We start from the raw sequence: 21,915 nt of genomic DNA on the forward strand, positions 1-21,915 counted from the left end.
ATAAATGAAAAAAATTTTATTAGGATTAATTATTTTAATGATATGTTTATTATCAGCGAAAAGTTTAAAAGAGAAGCATGATTTATATAATTTAGAATTTGATTTGAAAGATAATCAAATATATTTAACTTGGAATATTGTTAACGAAGAAGCATCATATTTGTTGACAATTTATGAAGATGACATTCAAGTATATTCACAGTGGGTAGTTGGAAATAACTTTGTAATTAAAGATGATTTTTCTGGTGACCATATAGAGTTTAAAGTAGCTGCTTCAGGGAGAGAATATTCAAAATCTGTAAATTATATTAAGTTTAAACCAGTTCTATATAATCCATATGGAACTATAGAACCTAGTGAAATATCATTTAGTTGGAGTAGCGATAAAAATATTAAGTTTTATAATATTGAAATATCTAGTCTGACGCAGAAATATGAGAAAATATATAAAACTAGAGAAGATTTTCTAATATTGCCGAATATATTACCTGGAGAATATAAATGGAGAGTAATTCCATATACTGATATAAAAACTAAGGGAATTGAGAGTGAGTGGGCTTATTTTAATATGTCTCCTTATCCTCTTGATGAGAGTAATATAGTAGGAATAGAAAAAAATATAAAGACTTCATATCTAAGTACGTCTTTAACATATCCAGAAAGTGCAATGATGGATGAGAATGGAAGTATTTTTATTTCAGATACTCACTCTAATGTTATACGAAAATGTTCAGATAATATATCTGATATAGTGGTGGGCAATTTAATTGCAGGGAAAAATGATAATGAAGACCCTAGTGAATTCATGCTAAATCAGCCGGGAGGGATTATTTTTGATTCTGATGGTAATCTGATTTTTTCTGATATGGGAAATGGAAGATTATGCAAATATGATATTAAAAAAGATAATATTGAAGTATTATGGAACCATGGAGAATGGGTCAAAAATGTTTATTTAGAATCAGATAGTAGCCTAACTATTCTTACAGCATCTGGAAAAATTATTAACAATAAACATGGAGCATTGTTTAATAAATATAGGTTTAAATATCCATCATCCATGATTCGTGAGGGAAATAAAGCTATGGTTTTAGATAGTATTAAAAATGAATTAGTATTGTTTAAAGAAGATATTTTCGTAGATAAAATTTCACTAAATAACCATTCTTCTGCATTATTCATTCACAAAGGAGATATTTATTTAGGAGAACATACTACAATATATAAATTAGGATGGGATTTTTCTAAAGAAGTGTTTAGTGATGGGTATGCAAATGTATCTAATATATCGTTGGGAAAAAATGATGAACTTCTTGTTACTGATTCTGATGCAGGAAATGTATATACATTAAATTTATTAACTAAAAAAAAGAATATTTTAGTTGGAGCAAAAAAATTGTTTGGAGCTATTGTAGAAATTGAAAAATCTGGAGACCATTTATATTTGCTGGATAATCAAGCTTCTATTGTATGGAAGTATAATTTAAATACAGGCTTGACTGAAAGATTTATTGGAAATGGAAAAAGTGAAATAGCAACACTTGGAGCGAATAGATTAGAAACTGGATTATTCTATCCAACAGGATTAACATCAGATGTAAATGGAAATTTTTATATAGCTGAGCAACACCATATACTCAAGATTAATAGTAAGGGAGTAGTTGAAATCTTTGCAGGTAGACTAAATAGAGATGAGTATGGATATAAAGATGGTGAATCGCAGGAGGCATTATTTCAATCTATAAGAGGAATCACTTTTGATGATAGAACAAAGAGTCTTTATATTGCAGATACTTATAATAATAGAATTAGAAAGGTACAAAATGGAATAGTTAGTACCGTAGCAGGGAATGGTGCTACAGGCGAGCCTGAATTTGGAGAAAAAGCAACTAATACCTATCTCTCTCGTCCGCATGATGTAATTATTAAAAATGATGAAATAATTATTTCAGATTCGTGGAACAATATAGTATCTAAAGTTGATAAATATGGAATGCTACATCCTTTAGTAGGAAAGGTGAAATATACTGGCTATCAAGGGAATGGAAGTTATTTTGGAGAGAATATCAATAGTTTAAATTCACTTTTAAATACTCCCCTTAATCTTTTTTATGATGGGGAAGTATTATATGTAATAGATTCGTTCAATAACAGAGTTAGAGTTATTGAAAATGGAAAAATTAGAACGATAATTGGAAATGATTTTAAAGGATATGATTCAGAGAATGCATCAATATTGAATATGCCTACAGCTATTTATGTGGATGATAATTATATTTATGTTGCTGATTCAGGAAATTATTTGGTAAGAAAATATTCAAAAAATAAGTATAGTAATGATAATTAATTTTAAAAAATTAATTATCAGGAGGGAAAATATGCAAAAAAAATAATAATACTGTTACTTTGTTTTATTGTTTTTGTAAATGCAAAACCTTTAGTTTCAAAACACATTCATATGGATAATTACTTCTATAATGTAGCATTGAAAGGAGCTACGCATATTGTAGATTCTAATGAAAAAGCACGATTTATTTCTATTGATGAAGGAACAAAACCTATATATAGACAAATTACAACCCCTCCAAACTTGTTGTATATAGATTTACCAGAAAATAATACATTTATAACAGATGATATGGGAATGGCAGTATTTGAAATTGATAAGTTTGGAAATGTTGTATGGGAGCAAAAACAAAAAGATAAAACTTATTTTGGAATAATTCCAATAAATTTAAATGAAATTGTTTTCAATGCATATAGCTATGGTAGAGTTGAAAAACTAAATAAGGTAACTGGGGAAGCTAATATTATATACGACGGATACATGAGAGATATTGTTCCAGCAGAAGGGGGAAATTTATTACTAGTAGGGCATGAAGATAAAGGAAAAGCGGTAATAATTGATGTCGAAGGCAAGCTTATATGGGAATCGAATCCAGAATTCTACTATCCAAGAGGGGTATGGCAAAAAGAGGATGGGAATATATTAATTGTTGATTTTAGAGGAAAAGCATATGAAATTGATTATTATACGAAAAATATTATATGGGAAATGAAAGGTTTTAATTGTCCAAATTCTATACAAGAAACTATAAATAAGAATTATTTGATTGCAGATGAACATAATAACAGAGTAGTTGAAATCAACCCAATAAATAAGAAAATTGTTAGAACTTATAGTAGAGATTTATGGTCTCCGAACTATGCAAGAGAATTAAAGAATGGAGATTGGCTTATTTGTGATACTGATAATAATCGAGTTATTCAAATAAATAATCAAGATAACATGGTTTGGGAACTTTCAAATATGCATACTCCCAATAGAGCAGTTCGATTAGAACCGTGATATTAATTATTTATATCGTTTGAAATAGAGAGATGACTTATTTAGTAGTTTGGTAGGATATGATATAAATTTAGGGGTGTTTTAATGAAAAGAGGATATATTAAATACTCAGTTCACTAGCTATATATAGTATTATGTATATATTACATTTTGAAATTATTGGATACGGATTAGAGATGGATTTATGGCATAACTGCTATAGATATCAAATGAATACACTAAAGGTCTAGTTATTAAGTAAAATTTTGGACCTTTTTTTTAATTTCCATTCGGGACATATGTCCTTTAGAAACCCTTTTATTAATTCTATAATGAAATTAAGCAGATGAGGAGGATAAGAGTTGAAGGAGTTATTTAGAAAAGATTATCCTATGTTCAAGCTTGTTTTAAATTCAAAGCCAGATATTTTAGATAAGTGGGAAGTGCTGGATTTTGAAAAGGATGAGGTCATTTGCAAATACAATGATGTTTATGAATATTTTTGTGTGCTTCTAAAAGGAAGTATCAATATCTACCATACCTCGGAGAAGGGGAAAACCTATTCCCAGTCTGTATATAAAGAGGGAAGCTATTTTGGAGAGCTAGAGATATTTCACAGTTTGCCCTATGTATGTGAGATAAAGGCAATGAACAGAGTAAGACTTATAAGGCTGAAAAAATGTTATTTTGAGAAGTGGATTAACAGTGATAATGAGGTAGCGATTTATATATTAAAAAGTCTATGTAAGACTAGCTACGAGCTTTCAAAGAAGGCTATAGTTGATACCCTGTATTCACTTAAGTTTAGAATCTGCGATTATCTAATTACTTCTTATGAGAGCAGAGTAAAGAAAGAGCACAACAAGTTTTATATCAGCAAGGATCATCTCAGCGAGCATTTTGTGGTGACTAGACGAAGTATAAACAGGATACTTAAGGATATTCACGACAAGGGTTACATAAGTGTATATAGGGACAAGATTGAGATTCTGGATATTGACTCTCTGATTGATGAAAGGGAAAGTGAGCGGTATTAAGCCGATTTGGCTAAAATATACATAAGGAGGAGAAGGATTTGAAGAAGAAAATATTTGGGTTTGTAAGTATGTTTTTGATTATGGCTATGGTGATGGTAGGCTGCGCAGGCAATCAGCCAGCTGAGCAAAGTGAAGAGCCAGCAGCAGAGGAAGCTAGTGCTCTTAAGGTAGCTCTAGTAGTAGCTGGAGGCTTAGGTGACAGATCTTTTTATGATTCAAGTAACGAAGGTCTAAAGATGGCAATTGAAAAGCTAGGAGTAGAAGGCAAGGTACTAGAGTGTAAGAATGACCCTACTCTATATACTGACCAGCTAGTTCAGGCATCTACTGCAAGTGATGTAGTGGTTGTAGTAGGATTTGAGTTTTATGATGTAATCCAAGAGGTAGCAGCTGAGTTTCCTGACAAGAAGTACGTTTATATCGACAATGTTATTGAAAATGTAGAAAATATTACATGCATAGACTACAAGGAAAATGAAGGTTCTTTCTTAGCAGGAGCACTTGCTGCTATGGAATCTAAGACTGGAAAGATAGGTATGGTTGGGGGTATGGATATACCAGTAATCAGAAATTTCCAAGTAGGGTATGAGGCTGGAGCCAAGTATATCAATCCAGATATCCAAGTTGAGACTATTTTTGCTGGAGATTTTGAAGACCCTGCAAAAGGTAAGGAAAGTGCTCTTGCATTATATGCAAAAGATATTGATATAGTTTTCCAAGTTGCTGGTAAAACTGGCGAAGGTGTGTTTGAAGCTGCAAAGGATACAGGCAAGTTTGCTATAGGTGTTGACTCTGACCAAAGATACATCAATCCAGATGCAATCATTGCAAGTATGATTAAAGGTGTGGACATCTCTATTTATGAAACTATAGAGAAAATCCAAAAGGGTGAGTTTGAATCTGGTAATGTTTATGAGTATGGAGCAAAAGAGAACGGCGTAAGAATAGCTTATGGAACTGAGGATATGCCAAAGTTAGTGTCTGATGAGACTATGAATCAGATACAAGAGCTTACAGCTATGATAATCCAAGGAGATATAGAGGTTCCAGAGGCAAACTAATACTAGGATGGTAAAAAGAAGAAGCTCGCTTCTTCTTTTTTTCTAGGTTTATATAAGGAGAGCTAGGTATGAGCGAAGAGATTATTAAGTTAATAGGTATTACTAAGAGGTTTCCAGGAGTGCTTGCAAACGACAACGTAACTCTAGATGTAAGAAAAGGAGAAATCTATGCTTTAGTAGGAGAAAATGGAGCGGGAAAATCTACTCTGATGAAGACTATGTATGGACTTCATCAGCCTACAGAGGGAGAGGTATGGATTAAGGGCAAGAGGATTGAGGATTTTAGTCCATCTACAGCTATAAAAAACGGGATAGGGATGGTGCATCAGCATTTTATGTTACTGCCATCATTTACTATTGCAGAAAATATAGTTTTAGGTAAAGAGCTTAGAAAAAACAGGGTATTTCTAGACAAGGATGAAGCAAATAAAAAGGTAATTAGTCTATCAAAGGAATATGGACTAGAGGTAGATCCAAAGCTAAAGATAGAGGATGCCTCAGTAGGTCTACAGCAGAGAGTGGAGATATTAAAGGCTCTATATAAGGGAGCAGATATTTTGATTCTAGATGAGCCTACAGCTGTGCTTACTCCTCAGGAAACTAAGGAGCTGTTTGCAGTTATTAAAAAGCTCGTAAAGGAAAAGGATATGACTGTGATTATCATAACTCATAAGCTAAATGAGGTAATTGAGATATCAGACAGAGTAGGAGTTATGAGAGCAGGAAAGCTCATAGGAGTAGAAAATACAAAGGATGTCACTGAGAAGATACTAGCTGAGATGATGGTTGGAAGAGAGGTACTATTTGAGCACATAGATAAAAACGATGCCTATGGCGATATTTTAGTACAGGTGGATAATTTATGGGTGAAGGACAACAGGGGATTTGACGCTATAAAGGGTATATCTTTTGGAGTGAGAGCTGGAGAGATTCTAGGAATAGCTGGAATAGAAGGAAACGGACAAAGTGAACTTATAGAGGCTCTTACAGGAATTAGAAAAGTAGAAAAGGGCAAGGTATATATAAAAAATAAAGAGGCTACGAATTTATCATCTAAGAAAATAAGAGAAATGGGAACATCTCATATCCCTGAGGATAGATTGACAACAGGCATGAGCAAGGACTCTAGTATAGAGGACAATATCCTCATGGGCAAACAGCACAGCGAGGAATTTGCTACAAAGGGTATTCAGCTAAAGAGAAAGAGCATAAAAAAGTATGCCAAGGATTTAATTGAGAAGTTTGATGTGAGAACTGCATCTGAAGAGGTGAAAATGGGTTCGCTTTCAGGTGGAAATATGCAAAAGGTGATAATAGCTAGAGAGTTTTCTTTTGATACTCCGATTTTATTTATCTCTCAGCCGACTAGAGGGGTGGATATAGGGGCTATAGAGTTTATCCATGAGCAGATAGTGAAAAAGAGAAACGAGGGCTGCGCTATAGTTCTTGTGTCTGCTGAACTAGATGAGATTTTTAGGCTATCTGATAGGATTATCTGTCTTTATGAAGGAAATATTACTGGGAAATTTAAAAATGGAGAGATTTCGAAGCTCGACATTGGTTACTATATGACTGGAAATAGGAATTAGGGTGGTGTAGGCATGAGAGGAAAGTTTAATGAACAATTAGAATATCTGGGTTCTCTTTTTCTTGCTATATTCCTAGCTCTTGTTCTAGGAGCTGGAATTATGATATTAAATGGAAAGAATCCAGTGCAGGGCTATATGGCTCTAGTAAGTGGAGCTCTAGGCTCAAAGTATTTGTTTGCAACTACTTTAGCAAAAACAGTACCGCTTATTCTGACTGGACTTGCTACAGCTATTTCATTTAAAAGTGGAATTTTTAATATAGGTGGTGAGGGTCAGCTTTATTTAGGAGCTTTTGCTGCTGCTTATGTAGGGTTTACTTTTACTGATCTTCCTGTGGTGGCAGGGATAGTATTAGCAGTGATAGCGGCTATGGCAGTAGGCGGGCTTTATGCTTTTATACCAGCGCTTTTGAAAGTGTATTACAACATAGATGAGGTTATTACTACGATAATGTTTAACAGTATAGCAATTATGTTTACTGGATATCTAGTAAACTATCCATTTCAGGCATCTCAAGGGAAAATGGGTGGAACTGATATGATAGCTGAGGGCTTTAAGTTTCCAAAGCTAGTAGCTATGAGCAAGCTAAATACCAGTATTTTTTATACTATGATTATTGCAGTTTTGATTTATTACTTAATGAAAAAGACTTCATATGGCTATAATTTTAATATAGTAGGAGAAAACAGTATTTTTTCTAGGTATGCAGGGATAAACAACAAGAAGTATATGATTTGGGCGATGATTATCTCTGGAGCTTTATGTGGTATAGCAGGGGCTTTTGAGGTATATGGGACTCATTATAGATTTTTGCAAAATATTTCAAAAGGATTGGCCTTTGATGGGATGCTAGTATCTCTTATAGTTAAGAACAATCCTGTGGGGATAGTGTTGATGTCGCTGTTCTTTGCGGTTTTAAAGACGGGGTCAAATGCTATGGAGCTAAATACAGGAGTTCCTTCTGAGCTTATTTTAGTTATTCAGTCGGTTATCATTTTATTTATAGCAGGTGAGAGTGGATTTAAGGAGATATTAAAAAGAAGACAGCTAAATAAAGCAAGGACGGTGAAATAATGAAGGATATATTTGATTTGGCTCTACTACAAAATACCATCAGAACAGCTACGCCCCTTATTTTAGCAGCTCTAGGCGGTCTTCTTACCATGCATGCAGGGATACTCAATATAGGTATGGAGGGTATGATACTTATAGGGGCGTTTTTCGGAGTATTAGGAAGCTACTTTTTTGCATCTTCCTTTATGGGTGTAGTTCTTGCTATTATTTCTGGAATTGTTATAGGGGCTTTATTTGGCTTCTTTGTTATTGAATTAAAATCAGATGAGTTTATTATAGGTATCGCTATTAATATTTTTGCAGGTGGACTTACAGTTTTTTTACTTAGAAGTATTTTTGGCGTGAAAGGTGCTTTTTCTTCACCAGATATCAAGCCGCTTCCGGATTTACATCTTCCATTTTTGGATAAAATTGAGGTGCTGGATAAGATATTTAACAATCACTCGATTTTGGTGTATGTAAGCTGGATACTTGTGTTACTTATATATTTTGCTTTACAAGACTCCTTATGGCTACTGGATAAGAGGGGTAGGAGAGCATGAAGAGGCTATAGAGACGGCAGGGATTAATCCTAAGAAAATAAAGTACATTTCATCTATTTTAGGTGGAGTTTTCTGTGGGATAGCAGGAGCTCATCTTTCGCTGGGATATCTTACTCTATTTACTGAAAATATGAGTGCAGGTAAAGGCTTTATCTCACTAGCGGCTATTATTTTTGGTGGGTCAAATCCTATAAAGGTTTATGGAGCATCCTTGCTTTTTGGATTCTTTGATGCGCTGGGAATCAGGATGCAGTCACTAGGAATAGCTTCGCAGTTTACTCAGATGATTCCTTATGTTGCAACTGTGCTAGTACTATTTATGGTCGCACAAAAGAAGCTGATGAAGAGAAAGGGGAACTAAAGTGAGGTATGATGCTGTAGTTATAGGCTCTGGAGCTGCTGGACTGTATTTTGCTCTATCTGCAAGCAAGAAAGGCAAAAAAATTGCTTTAGTTGAGAAAGCTCAGCTAGGAGGGACTGCTTTTGCAACGGGCTGCCTTCCAGTTAAGAAGATAATGGATAAGATTAAAAGCTATGAAAAAGCAAAGGCACTGGAAAATGAAAATCTGCTTAAGCTAAATTCAGACAAGGAAGTGCTTTTTAAGGCAGGGATAAAATCCTTGGAAAATATAGAGAGCTTTATAAGTGATAAGCTAAGCAAAAATAATATAGATGTATATATAGGTGAGGGAGAGGTAGTAAGTGAAACTAGAGTTAAGGTAAATGAAGCTCTGATTGAGACAGAAAATATTATCCTAGCTACCGGAACTACTGCCTCTACAGTAGAAGGATTTGCCCCTATAGATCATGAGATGATACTCAGTCATGAAAGCCTGCTTACTATGAAGCAACTACCTGAGGAAATGACTATACTAGGAGGAAACGTAGAGGGGATAGAGTTTGCCTCTATGCTTAGCGAGCTAGGAGTAAAGGTCAAAGTAATAGAAAAGGAAGCTCAGATATTACAGGGCAATGATGAGGATTTGATTGAAAATATCAAAGCTAGGCTTATTAATAATGAAGTAGAGCTGATTTTAAATACTGAGGTTACGGCTATTGAAAAGATAGAAGAGGAAGCTGTAATTAACTTTTCGAATCGTGAAAGTCTAAAAGTAAAAAGCATTCTTGTGACTGGAATCAGAAAGCCTAATATTCCAAAAGGGATAAAAGAGCTAAAGCTAGATATGAAAAGTGGATTTATTAAGGTAGATGAAAATCTCATGACTAGCAAGGCTTCTATTTATGCTGTAGGAGATATAAATGGGATTCATGGGATGGCTCATATTGCACTTCAGCAAGGGATTTTGCTAGCTGATTATATTTGGGAGGGCAAGCAGATATCAACTCAGTACAGCTCACTTCCAAGGTGTATATTTACCATAAATGAACTAGCTGGAGCAGGCTGCCAAGAGCACGAGCTTGAGAACTGCGTAGTAAAAAAGCTATATTTTAAGGATACCTTTAGAGGACTTGATTCTAGCTATGATGATGGGTTTATGAAGATAATTATACAAGATGAGATAGTCAAAGGAATATGGATAAATTCTATTGATGCAGGAGCCTTGGTAGGAAATGTGGGGCTTTGGATAGATAATAAAGTGAGCGTAGAAGCTATAAAAAGGAGTCTGTTTATTCATCCTACTTTATCAGAAGCCTTGATAGATGCAATAATTGATTAGAAAGAGGGAAATTTATGATTCAGCCACATATACAGTGTGATAAAGTAAGTAAGATGGTGCTACTGCCAGGTGATCCTCAAAGAGTAGATAGAGTAGGAAGCTTTCTGGACGATGCTGTAGTCATAGCAAATAATAGAGAGTTTAAGACTTTGACAGGAAGCTATAAAGGGATGCAGGTTACTGTTACTTCTACGGGAATAGGAGGAGCCTCAGCTGTGATTGCATTAGAAGAGCTGATAAACTGCGGGGGAGAGTACTTCATCAGAATAGGAAGCGCAGGAGCAGTTCAAAAGGATATAAACATAGGGGACCTTATAATCAGCATGGCATCAGTAAGAGAAGATGGGGCATCTGCTATGTATGTCAATAAAGACTATCCAGCAGTATCTGATTTTGAAATATTGACAGCCCTAAAAAACAACGCTGTGAAACTAGGCTATGAGCACCATGTAGGAATAACCAGAAGCCATGACTCGTTTTATATAGATGATGAGATAGAAAAAATGGAATTTTGGAACAAGAAAAATGTTCTAGGCTCAGATATGGAGACCTCATCGCTATTTGTAATAGGAAAGCTCAGAGGAGTAAAGGTAGGCTCAGTTCTAAACAACGTAGTGCTATATAGCAAGGATGTAAAAGACGGAGTAAACGATTACGTAAACCAAAAAGACCTAGCTCAGCAGGGAGAAGATAGAGAAATCCTTCTCGCCCTCGAGTCCCTCCACGAAATCAAAATCAGTAGGGACGGTTCTTTTTGATTTTTGCATAAGAATCAAAATGGACCGCTCTTAATGAGTATTTTTCTATTAAAAAACAATTTAAGATAACAATAGAATTACATTAGAGTGGTCAAAAAGAACCGTCCCTCATGATTGAAGTGATGAAAAAGAACCATCTCTCTCGATTGTCTTTGTTTCATATTTATATTGTTGGAAAATTATAGTATAATCAACTAGGGATTTTCATTTACAGAGTATTTTGAAATATATGGAGTGGAAGTCAAAGAATTACTAGAAAATAGATTTATGTTAGGGGGAATGGGTTTATGAAAAAGATTTTATTTGCTATGACTTTAGTATTTGCATTATTGGGGTTTTCACCAACAGTGGTAGAAGCTAATACGCTTTCCAAGGGAGTTATATTAGATGGAGAGCAAATTAGTATGGATGGAACTCCTATTATTGAAAATGGAAGAACTCTCGTTCCTGTAAGGGGCGTACTTGAAGCTATAGGAGCTACTGTGGATTGGAATCAAGCAACTAAGACTGCAACTGCTCATTTAGGAGAATTTTCTGCATCGGTTACAGTAGATAAATATACTGCTTATGTTGATGGTTACGCAGTTAATTTAGATGTGCCAGCAAAAATTGTAAACGGAAGAACTATGGTGCCACTTCGTTTTATGGCTGAAGCATTAGGATATGATGTTTCTTATAAGGATGGATGGGTGTATTTAGACACTCCATCTACAGATTTAGATCCTGAATTTGCAGCCGAATTAGAAGATTTTGAGAGTATACTTAAAGATTCACCTGTCAAAGACTATTTTGAGAGTTTTTCAATAGCATATTCTGATGAAGAAGGCGCTGTGGTATTGAGCTTTGAAGGTGATGGCACGAATAAGAAAGTCCATGAAATGATAAATAAGCCAGATGAGTGGGCATATTATATTGAATATATGGAAATGATTTCTATGGAAATGGTTATGTATTTTAAACAATTGGGATATGAAGTTAATTCAATAGTGGAAGTGATTGATGATGAGAATCCTGAGTACGTGTTGCTAAAAGTATTTAATGGGTTAGTTGATTATGATATAGCAACTGAGTAATTCATTAAAATAGTTATTATGTAATCCCAAAGCCTACTTAGAATCAAATAAGTAGGCTTTATAATTATTACAGCATAATTTGAATGGAGAAAAAAATGATGAGTATTTGGGATGTTTTGGGGATAGAAGCAACGTCAGAAGAAAAAATAATAAAGCGAGCATATTCTAAAAAACTTAAAGCTTTGGATACTGATATTCATCACAAAGAGTTTATAGAATTAAGAGAAGCCTATACTGCTGCGCTAAATCACATAGATTTGGATACTTATGAGTATGAAGAAGAAATTATTAAAACTGAAGGATTAGAAAATGAGTATATACAAAATGAAAATGACGACATAAAACATAATGATGAAGTAAATCATGATTTTACTTATGAATCTATAGTAGATGATACTGATTTAGAAATTGATTATGAGGATTATAAGCATTATCTGTACAAAGAATGTTTAGAAGATAAGCTAGAGAATTTTGAGTTTAGGATGAGTGTGGACTCTTGGATAGAGTATTTTTCTAATAGAAATATTAGTGCTAGCTTAGATTATCAAGATTTTATATCGTTGCTTAATTTTATAGAAGAAATGCCAGTGTTGCCTTGTGAAGTATGGCATTTTATAAAGGAATATGTAGTGGCTCATAATACTTATTCTTCATTACAATATGAAGATGAATATAAAAGAATAACTAATTGTATTATGATAATCGATAGGTTTTTGAGTTTTTCATTTACAGAAAAATTTGGTAAAAATTTTAGTTCAAATCAAAATATTGAGGGTTTGTATGAGAAGATATCAGAGCTCCATTTAAGTATTAACAACTGTGATTTTGAAAAAGCAAAAAGTATTTATTTAGAAATTAAAGATAATGGATACTTAGGATATTGGAGCGAAAGAATATTAAAAGCTGAAGTAAATGTAAATTTAGTAAGTAGATTTAAGTTTAAGCTATTAATTTCAAAGCTTTTAAAGGACAAAAGTATTGATAAATATATATTACTGTATCTATTTGATTTATTTATAGAGAAAGAATTTTTTTGTATTTGTAAAAAGATATTAAAAAAAATGAGAAAAAATAAGGAAAGCAATTTGTATATTATTTTATCAATGAAGCTAGGGTGTAAGAGAAATAAAAAAAGGGCTACTAGAAGATTGTACAAAAAATATATGAACTTGACTGGTTTAGATTATATTGAAAAGAACCAAGTTGAATTTTTGAAAAAGTTTGATTTACTTTCAAAACCTAAGTGGCGGGGGTTTTCGTATTTATTTAATAGGATATTAAGGTGGGGAATTATAATTATATACTCTATGGTTGTTATATCAGTTTTAATATCCAATCCATTTATAATTATCATTGCAATTATATATTACTTATATAAATATATTAAAAAGGAGTTTTTTGTTCATGCCAACAATAGGGATTGATTTAGGAACTACAAATAGTTTAGTATCATTTTGGAATGATGGGAAACCACAGCTAATACCAAACAATTATGGCTCTTTTCTTACTCCATCGGCTATTGCAATTGACAATGATAATAAAGTATTAGTCGGACAGCCAGCAAAAGAATGGTTAGTAAATAATTCTAATGATGGAGTTATTTGTTTTAAAAGGTTTATGGGGACAGAAAAGATATATAATATTAAAGGGCATACATTTTCTCCTACTGAGCTTTCAGCCCTTGTGCTTAGTACATTGAAAGAAGATGCAAAGAACTATTTTAATGAAGAAGTAAGTGATGCAATCATAAGTATTCCTGCATATTTTAATGAGTTTCAAAGAACTGCAACTATTAATGCTGGGAAGATGGCTGGGTTAAATGTAGTTAAATTAATTACTGAACCTACAGCAGCAGCTTTAGCATATGGATTACATAATGCAGATGCCGAAGCGAAATTTATGGTACTGGATTTAGGTGGAGGCACTTTTGATGTTTCGATTCTGGAAATGTTTGAAGGAGTTATGGAAGTTAGATCTATTGCAGGAGATGTATTTTTAGGTGGAGAAGACTTTAATGAAGCCATATTCAAAGCTATATGTGAGCAAGAAAATATTGATATAAAATATATATCAGTTTTAGAAGGTGGACAGTTAAAAAAATTGGCAGAGGTTTGTAAGAAACTTTTATCTGATAAAGAAATTTGTAAGATAGAGTATAATTTTAGAGGAACATCTAGGGTTTTGGAATATAGCCGAAATCAATTTGAAAAGCTAGTAGCACCATTGATTCTAAGATTGAAAAAGCCCATCGAAAGAGCACTTCGAGATGCAAAGCTAAATACATCAAATATTGATAGCATAATTTTGGTTGGTGGGGCTACACGTATGCCAATTATTCGTAGTGTCATAGGAGTAATGTTTAGCAAAATACCTTTTGTTACTATTCATCCAGATGAGGCTATAGCTCTTGGGATAGCTGTTCAAGCTGCTTTGAAAGAAAAAAATGAAGCCGTATCAGAGCTTTTTATGACTGATGTTTGCCCCTATACTTTAGGCATTTCTTCTCTAGATAGTAATGAAAATGAAAGTATATTTTCGCCTATCTTAGAAAGAAATACTTGTATACCTTGTAGTAAAGTAGGAACTTATTCTACAAGTCATAATAAACAGAAAGAAATCAAGATAGAAGTATTTCAAGGTGAAAGTATAGATTTAGTAAATAATTTAAAATTAGGAGAATTTAAAATAAAAGTTCCTCCAAATGACAAAGGAAAAGAAAAAGTAGATATAAGGTTTACATATGATGGAAATGGTTTGCTCGAAGTTGAGGCAAAAGTTCTTTCTACACAATTAGTAAAATCATATATTATTGAAAAAAGCCCTGGTTATATGACAGAACAGGAAATTCAGGAAAGATTGAAGAAGCTAAGTTATTTGAAAGTACATCCAAGGGATAAACAAAAAAATATTGCTATATTGGCAAGGGCTGATAGGCTATACCAAGAATTATTGGGAATAAATAGAGATATAATTGCGGCTCAAGTGAGTAATTTTAAAGAGGTGCTTGATTCTCAAGATGAAAGATTGATTCAAGAGGCATATGATGATTTTGAAGGATTTCTTAATAGCTTAGATTCATATAATTTTTTTTAGACTATGATTATAATATACTTGAAATAAAGCTAAATTAAAGTCAGAAGACATATATGTTATAGTTCTAGTTACAAATAAATAACTTTGTAACTAGAACTATTTTAGTTATTGTAGAACAATAATAGGAAAGTTATAGTTATAATAAGATAGGAAAAGAATAAAAAAGTTTGAATTATGAGATAAGAGACTAAATTAAAGGAGATAATTATTGTGGATAAAATTTTTGATAAGTTTCTAACTAAATTAAATATACGATTGCATAGACTTTATGGAAAAATTCAAAGTTCTATAATGGCTTTTGGTATAAATAAAGGATATTTTGTTAATTTTTGCATAGGGTTATTTGCTTTAATAAATCTATTTTATAATGAAAATATATTTGGAATAGAATTTTTAAAGGAGGATTTTTATAAAAAAGTACCAATCTTATTTACTATACTTTCAACTGGATTGACTATGATTTATTCAATAATTAAATATTTAAAGACATCAAATGAATATACTATTATACTCGATAGTTATAATAAGAAAGAGATAATAGAAAAAATTAAACTAAGTGATAAATATCTTAATAATGGTTACAGGATAAGGACTTTTCATAATGGGAAAACTCAAGAAAAGTTCGTGATGAGTGACTATATTAATATAATGTTATTGGAACGCAGTACCATAAATATAAATATCATTGACTATAAATTTGAAATAGCAGATGAAATAAAAAGTTTTGTTCCAAGTATAATGAGGAGAACTTTTTTAAGTGACAAAGTTATATTTAATGGAAAACTTGTAAGAATGGCAAGTGATTTATTTTTAGAGAGTACAGCAATAAATATGCAAAAAACAAGATATTTTGAGGGGCAATGTACTAATGAAATTGTATACAAACAGATCAAATCCAATCACTCTATAGAAGAACCTTTTAGAGGAGAATGTTTAATGCTAAATAAAGACAATGTTTTATTTGACCTAGAGCACAGCTCATGTTCAAATTACATAGGGGCATCAACCTTAGTTGTAGTTAATAGAAAACATATATTAATTGGTAAACAAGGAGAATACTCAAAAGCTAATTCAGGACGATACGCTCCATCTGGTTCAGGATCAGTTAATTATAAGGATATAAATAAAAGTACAGATTTTTACTCACTGATAATTAATGCAATGGAACGCGAATTTTGTGAGGAAAATAATTATAAATTAAATAACAATATTAAAACAATTGTCTTAGGATATGTTAGATTATTAGAGAGGGGTGGAAAACCTGATTTTTTTGGAATTAGTTTTTTAGATTTAGATTCAGAAGTGATAAATAATGATAAAATAAAAAAAGAGGAGTTAGGAATTGCTGGGAATAGATTAATAATAGACATAGATATAAATGAAGGGATTGGAAGAACTGTTTTAGAATTTTGTAGGAAGAATATTTTGGATAATAAAGTCTCAATTCAATTAATGATTCTAGCCGAGTTAATAATAAAATATGAATCAAGGATTTTAGAAATTCTTGAAAAAGAGAATTAATTTTTTATATAACTTGGAGGTTTGAATAAATATGATTAGAAAAGATGAAGGCCTAGGTTTTATCTTAAAATATGAAAATGTAGCTTGGTATGAGGGCGGTAAGGTAAAGATTCTCGATAGGAGAATTTATCCTACACAGATTAGTTTTGTGACCTGCAGTACGCATGAGGAGGTAGCCAAGGCTATAGCAGATATGGTAACTCAAAGTGCTGGACCATATACGGCTGCAGGTATGGGAATGGCTCTAGCTGCATATGAAATTAGAAATGAAAGCAAGGAAAAACAGCTTGAGTATCTCGAAAAAGCTGCATACACACTATCTCACGCTAGACCGACTACTGTAAACAGGATGAAGCTTATTACGAGTGGATGCCTAGAGGTTGCAAGAAAAGCGCTTGATAACGGAGAGCAAGTTGATGAAAAGATATTTAACTCTACTATAGATTCACTAAATAGAAGATATGAGAATATGGAAGTAGTAGGAAATTACCTAGTTGATATGTTTCCAAATAAAGGGACAATTATGACTCAATGCTTTGGAGAAACTATTGTAGGTATGATGTTAAAACAAGCAAAAAATAGAAATAAGGATATAAGAGTTATTGTTCCTGAAACTAGGCCTTATTTTCAAGGAGCAAGGCTAACTGCTAGCGTAAGCCAGGATCAAGGCTTTGATACCACTGTTATCACTGATAATATGCCTGCTTTTGTTATGAAAACTAATAAGATTGATTTATTTACATCAGCTGCAGATGTGATTTGCCTAGATGGTCATATCACAAACAAAATAGGAACCTATCAGCTTGCAATCACTGCTAAATATCACGAGGTTCCATACTTTGTGACAGGAATACCAGATATTGATAATCCTACTGTAGATACAGTAAAGATAGAAGAAAGAGACCCAGCTTTAGTACTAGAAGCTAGAGGGATAAAAAATACCTTAGATGGAGTAAAGGGCTACTATCCTTCGTTTGATATTACGCCGCCTCACTTAATCAGCGGAGTAGTTACAAATAAAGGAATATATTCACCTTATGACTTAAAAAGATATTTTAAATCGGATGTAAAAAAATTCTATTAGGGGTGACTGATGGATAGATTTAGTGAGCATTTTAGGATGGATGAAGAAGCTATAAGGGTATATGTAGCTGAAAAGCTCAAGCTTTTTGAAAATATAGAGGATATAAAGGTCAGTGAAATAGGTGATGGGAATATCAATTATGTTTTTAGAGCTGAGGATATAAAATCAAAGAAGTCTGTAGTTATAAAGCAGGCAGATAAACTGCTTAGAAGCTCTGGAAGACCTCTTGATGTAGATAGAAACAGAATCGAGGCCGAGGTGCTAAAATTTTATGGAGAGGTTGCAAGCGACTATGTTCCAAAAATTTATCATTATGATGAAGTAATGTGCGCGCTTACTATGGAAGATATATCTGAATATGAAAACCTAAGACATGGACTTATGAAAAATAAGATATATAAGAACTTTGCTGAGGATATCACAACATTCATGGTAAACACTTTGATTTCTACTATGGATATAGTAATGAATCCTTGGAAGAAAAAAGAAGATGTAAAAAAATATATTAATGTAGAACTATGTGATATTACTGAAAAATTAGTATTTACAGACCCATACACAAATCATTTTGGAACAAATATTGTGCTTGATGAAAGCAGTGAGTTTGTAAAAAAAGAAATTTACAATGATGAAGAGCTAGTATTTGAGGCAGGAAAACTCAAGTATAAGTTTATGAACAATCCTCAGAGCTTACTTCATGGAGACCTTCATAGTGGTTCGATTTTTGTGACTGAGTCAAAAACTAAAGTTATAGATCCTGAGTTTGCATTTTATGGACCTATAGGCTATGACCTTGGCAATGTGGTTGGAAATTTATTTTTTTCTTATATTCATTCAGACATAGTTATGAGTAATGAAGTCGAAAAGAGAGCTTATCTTAATTACCTAGAGACTACTATAGCTGAAATAGTGGAAAAGTTTACTGAGAAGTTTGGCAGAGCCTATGATGAAAAAGTAATTGACCCTATGGCAAAAAATCCTCTATATAAAAAATGGATGATAGCTAGCATACTAGAGGATGCTGCTGGAATGGCTGGAACAGAAGTAATAAGAAGGACAATAGGAGATTCAAAGGTTAAAGAGATTGAATCCATTGAAAGCATAGAAGCTAGAGTGTATATGGATAAATTTTTAATTCTTTTAGGAAAGAGCTTAATTAAAGATAGATATAAAATCAAGACAGGCGAGGATTATGTAGCTTTGATAGATAAAATTAAAAAATTGATTTAGGGGAACAGGTGAATATAAAGATGATGGAATATGAAAAAGAGCAAGTCGTAAGGTATGGGAAAAAGCTAATTGATAGGAGACTAACTACAGGCTCTGGAGGGAATATCAGTGTATATAACAGAGAGCAGAATCTAGTTGCTATAAGTCCAAGTGGGCTTGATTACTATGAAACTACACCTGAAGATATAGTAATCCTAGATATCGATGGCAACCTAGTGGAAGGAAAGAATAGACCATCGAGTGAAGCAGGTATGCACTTAGCATTTTATAAAAATAGAGCTGACGTAAGCGGGATAGTGCATACGCATTCTAAATTTGCAACAGCAATAGCTTGCATGGGGTGGGAGCTTCCTGCTGTACATTACCTAATAGGAATGGCTGGGCATAGAGTAAAATGCACCGGATATGCCACTTATGGCTCTGATGAACTAGCTAAAAAAGCTCTTGAGACAATAGGAGACTCAAACGCTGTTCTTCTCGCAAATCACGGACTTATTGCTCTAGGGGAAGATGTTGACAGAGCTTTTTCTACAGCTGAGCATTTGGAATTTGTCTCAGAGGTTTATTACCTTACAAAAACCTTAGGAACACCAAATATTTTAAGTGATGAAAATATGGACGAGGTAATGAAGAAATTTGGAACATTTAGATATAGATAAATATACATTAGAAATAATTTAGATAAGAAATATACTTCTTGAAAAAAAAAGTATATTTTATGGGGAGGAGAAGTTTTGAGAAACAAAATTTCAGCGGATTTTAAGAAATATTGTGAATATTATTACAATGAAAAATTACTTAATATTAATTTAGATGGAAAGATTTTAGAACTGCCTTATGTAATTATTTATGATAATCTATATCATAGTATTTCAGCTAAGGATATTAGTTTTAGAATTCATTATAATAATTTTATGGTTGAAGAGAAGATATTAGCTTTAACTGAAGAAATGTTCCGACAGTATTGTACTGATAATAATATTAAGGAAATGCTAGCAGAAAAAAGACTGAGGCTTTTTGATATTATCAAAAATAATAATAAACTTGAACTAGAAATTCAAATGCTTAACTATGTAGATTGTATCCATACAAATAGTATAATAGATTTAAAGAGTGAAAATAATTATACATCATTAAGAGAATTACTGCATAATAATGGCAAATTAGATGAAATAAGTAATTCAAAGTTAGCCAATCAATTTGATATTTCTATAGCATTATTTACTGGTGATAATTGTCTAGTTGTTAAAAAGATAAAATCAGATGGTATTATAGGAGAAGAAAATCTATATCCATCGATAGCAGATTCAATTATGCTTGAAGATATTATAGACAATAATTTAGTTTGTAAAAAATTGGAAAAAGAATTTAATTTAAAATATGAATATGTTGATGAAATATTTTTTTTAGGAATAGCTAGAAATCTTATTAAAGGTGGTAAAACTGATATCTTTTTTCTTGTAACTACAAAGTTAAACAATAGTGATATTTTAGGAAGATACTATTTTGAGAATAATAGAAATAATTCAATCTTAGAATTTGTTAAATTTAATAGTATTAAATATGATGAAAGGATATTTATTACTGATAAAAAAATTTTTAACTTTGACATGAAAGCTATTATGTCTGAAAAATTAGACAATATGACATTAGAACTTTTAGGTAGTATTTCATTATTTATAAACTGGATAAACAAGGAAGATTTAGTTGAGTCATCAGCAGGGACTAATGATATAGATAAAATATTAAAAATTATAAAAAATAAAATTAGCAATAAAAGCAAAGATATTATTAAATATGTAGAGGCATATTTTGAATTTATATCTGACGAAAAAGAAAGGGAGTTTGAAATTCAAATAGGTAATCTAATAAAACTTGAAATAGATAAATATTTAGAAAATGTTTTTGACAGAATATTATTAGATAGTAATTTTAGCTATAAAGTAAAATATGCTTCATTTTATAGCCTTTGTACACTGTATAGAAGAAATAAAGAATATAGCAAATATCATAAGCTAATTGATAGTTATACCAAAGATTTTCAAACCCAATATACTTTCCCTCATCTTAAATCAATGTGTTTAAGGGAAATAATATCTTTAAGAAAAATAGGATATAATTTAGATTTGAAAGATTCTATTAACTTAGCAAAAGAAGCTAAAAATAATCTTCCTAATAATATTGGAGTACTCCATAGCTATGCAGTTGTAGTTGCTATGGCATTTGAGGAAGAATTATATGATATTAATAATGAAGAAAATAAAAAGGAATTATATGATGCAATTGAAATAGCTCAGAGGATAATTAATAAAGAAGATTTTGCCAAATTTTATTCAACTTACGGTAGGCTTCTTTGTATTGATGGAAAATATGATGAAGCCAAAAAAAATATTCGAAATGCAATTGATAAGGAAGATAAAGATAAACTTGGCTATGCTCTCAGCATTGGAGATTATCAGACGCAACTCTTGAATGTTGAATTTAAAAAAAGTAAAAATGAATTTAGCGATATAAAAAAATTATTGGAAAACAAAGTAGAAGGAGTAAAAACTGATATCATTGAAGCAAGAGAAAAACTTGAGAATGAGAAAACCAATAATTTAGAGTTTCTGGGATTTTTCACTGCGATAATCAGTTTCACAATTGGCTCAATTCAAATAGCGAACGGTCAAGATGTAAGAGATGCTGCTAGGCTTATTGTTGTGCTAGCAGGGAGTTTATTAATTGTGTTAGGAGGTTTTGGGACAATACTTCATGGTAAGAATAGATTTATGAGTAATTTATTTACAGGAATAATGGGGATTGTTATGATAATATTAGGATTAAGTTTTATTTGATAGCATATT

Annotated in this window: 16 protein-coding genes and 1 pseudogene; all 17 read left to right on the forward strand. The window is 32.2% G+C overall.

Features of this window, described 5'->3' with window-relative positions:
* The first annotated feature begins 4 nt into the window (after positions 1-4).
* The 17 genes and pseudogenes from CLOST_RS02000 to CLOST_RS02080 all read left to right on the forward strand — a co-directional run bounded on the left by CLOST_RS02000 (position 5) and on the right by CLOST_RS02080 (position 21,906).
* The gene (locus CLOST_RS02000; RefSeq protein ID WP_013360595.1) at positions 5-2,347 is read left to right on the forward strand and encodes an NHL repeat-containing protein; all 2,343 of its coding nucleotides are present in this window, start codon (positions 5-7) and stop codon (positions 2,345-2,347) included.
* A 111-nt stretch (positions 2,348-2,458) separates the two neighbouring features.
* On the forward strand, positions 2,459-3,349 hold the full coding sequence (locus CLOST_RS02005; protein WP_013360596.1) for an NHL repeat-containing protein: 891 nt from the start codon (positions 2,459-2,461) through the stop codon (positions 3,347-3,349).
* A 341-nt stretch (positions 3,350-3,690) separates the two neighbouring features.
* Positions 3,691-4,365 carry a Crp/Fnr family transcriptional regulator gene (locus CLOST_RS02010; RefSeq protein WP_013360597.1) on the forward strand — a complete coding sequence of 225 codons (675 nt, stop codon included), beginning with the start codon at positions 3,691-3,693 and terminating at the stop codon, positions 4,363-4,365.
* A gap of 38 nt (positions 4,366-4,403) precedes the next feature.
* Complete coding sequence (locus CLOST_RS02015) at positions 4,404-5,426, forward strand: BMP family lipoprotein (RefSeq protein ID WP_013360598.1); 1,023 nt, start codon at positions 4,404-4,406, stop codon at positions 5,424-5,426.
* Positions 5,427-5,494: 68 nt separating this feature from the next.
* Positions 5,495-7,015 (forward strand): ABC transporter ATP-binding protein, encoded by a 1,521-nt coding sequence (locus tag CLOST_RS02020; protein WP_013360599.1) that lies wholly within the window; start codon positions 5,495-5,497, stop codon positions 7,013-7,015.
* A gap of 12 nt (positions 7,016-7,027) precedes the next feature.
* Positions 7,028-8,089 (forward strand): ABC transporter permease, encoded by a 1,062-nt coding sequence (locus CLOST_RS02025; protein WP_013360600.1) that lies wholly within the window; start codon positions 7,028-7,030, stop codon positions 8,087-8,089.
* Between the two features lie 89 nt (positions 8,090-8,178).
* Positions 8,179-8,992 (forward strand): annotated as a pseudogene (locus tag CLOST_RS02030) (ABC transporter permease).
* 1 nt (position 8,993) lies between these two features.
* Positions 8,994-10,310 carry a dihydrolipoyl dehydrogenase family protein gene (locus CLOST_RS02035; protein WP_013360603.1) on the forward strand — a complete coding sequence of 439 codons (1,317 nt, stop codon included), beginning with the start codon at positions 8,994-8,996 and terminating at the stop codon, positions 10,308-10,310.
* A 14-nt stretch (positions 10,311-10,324) separates the two neighbouring features.
* Positions 10,325-11,068, forward strand: coding sequence for a nucleoside phosphorylase (locus CLOST_RS02040; RefSeq protein WP_013360604.1), 744 nt, complete (start codon positions 10,325-10,327; stop codon positions 11,066-11,068).
* A gap of 287 nt (positions 11,069-11,355) precedes the next feature.
* Positions 11,356-12,141 (forward strand): copper amine oxidase N-terminal domain-containing protein, encoded by a 786-nt coding sequence (locus CLOST_RS02045; protein WP_013360605.1) that lies wholly within the window; start codon positions 11,356-11,358, stop codon positions 12,139-12,141.
* 95 nt (positions 12,142-12,236) lie between these two features.
* On the forward strand, positions 12,237-13,565 hold the full coding sequence (locus tag CLOST_RS02050; protein ID WP_157858278.1) for a J domain-containing protein: 1,329 nt from the start codon (positions 12,237-12,239) through the stop codon (positions 13,563-13,565).
* Positions 13,546-15,234, forward strand: a complete 1,689-nt coding sequence (locus CLOST_RS02055; RefSeq protein WP_013360607.1) for a molecular chaperone HscC — start codon at positions 13,546-13,548, stop codon at positions 15,232-15,234. Before CLOST_RS02050 ends, CLOST_RS02055 begins: the two co-directional genes overlap by 20 nt.
* Before the next feature lie 210 nt (positions 15,235-15,444).
* On the forward strand, positions 15,445-16,755 hold the full coding sequence (locus tag CLOST_RS02060; RefSeq protein ID WP_013360608.1) for a hypothetical protein: 1,311 nt from the start codon (positions 15,445-15,447) through the stop codon (positions 16,753-16,755).
* A gap of 31 nt (positions 16,756-16,786) precedes the next feature.
* Entirely contained in the window at positions 16,787-17,839 is a 1,053-nt protein-coding gene (locus CLOST_RS02065) for an S-methyl-5-thioribose-1-phosphate isomerase (RefSeq protein WP_013360609.1), read from the forward strand.
* A 9-nt stretch (positions 17,840-17,848) separates the two neighbouring features.
* Complete coding sequence (mtnK, locus tag CLOST_RS02070) at positions 17,849-19,069, forward strand: S-methyl-5-thioribose kinase (protein WP_013360610.1); 1,221 nt, start codon at positions 17,849-17,851, stop codon at positions 19,067-19,069.
* Positions 19,070-19,089: 20 nt separating this feature from the next.
* Positions 19,090-19,728, forward strand: coding sequence for an L-fuculose-phosphate aldolase (locus tag CLOST_RS02075; protein ID WP_013360611.1), 639 nt, complete (start codon positions 19,090-19,092; stop codon positions 19,726-19,728).
* A gap of 75 nt (positions 19,729-19,803) precedes the next feature.
* Positions 19,804-21,906 carry a hypothetical protein gene (locus CLOST_RS02080; RefSeq protein WP_013360612.1) on the forward strand — a complete coding sequence of 701 codons (2,103 nt, stop codon included), beginning with the start codon at positions 19,804-19,806 and terminating at the stop codon, positions 21,904-21,906.
* Positions 21,907-21,915: the final 9 nt, after the last annotated feature.

This window comes from Acetoanaerobium sticklandii (assembly GCF_000196455.1).
Taxonomy (GTDB): domain Bacteria; phylum Bacillota; class Clostridia; order Peptostreptococcales; family Filifactoraceae; genus Acetoanaerobium; species Acetoanaerobium sticklandii.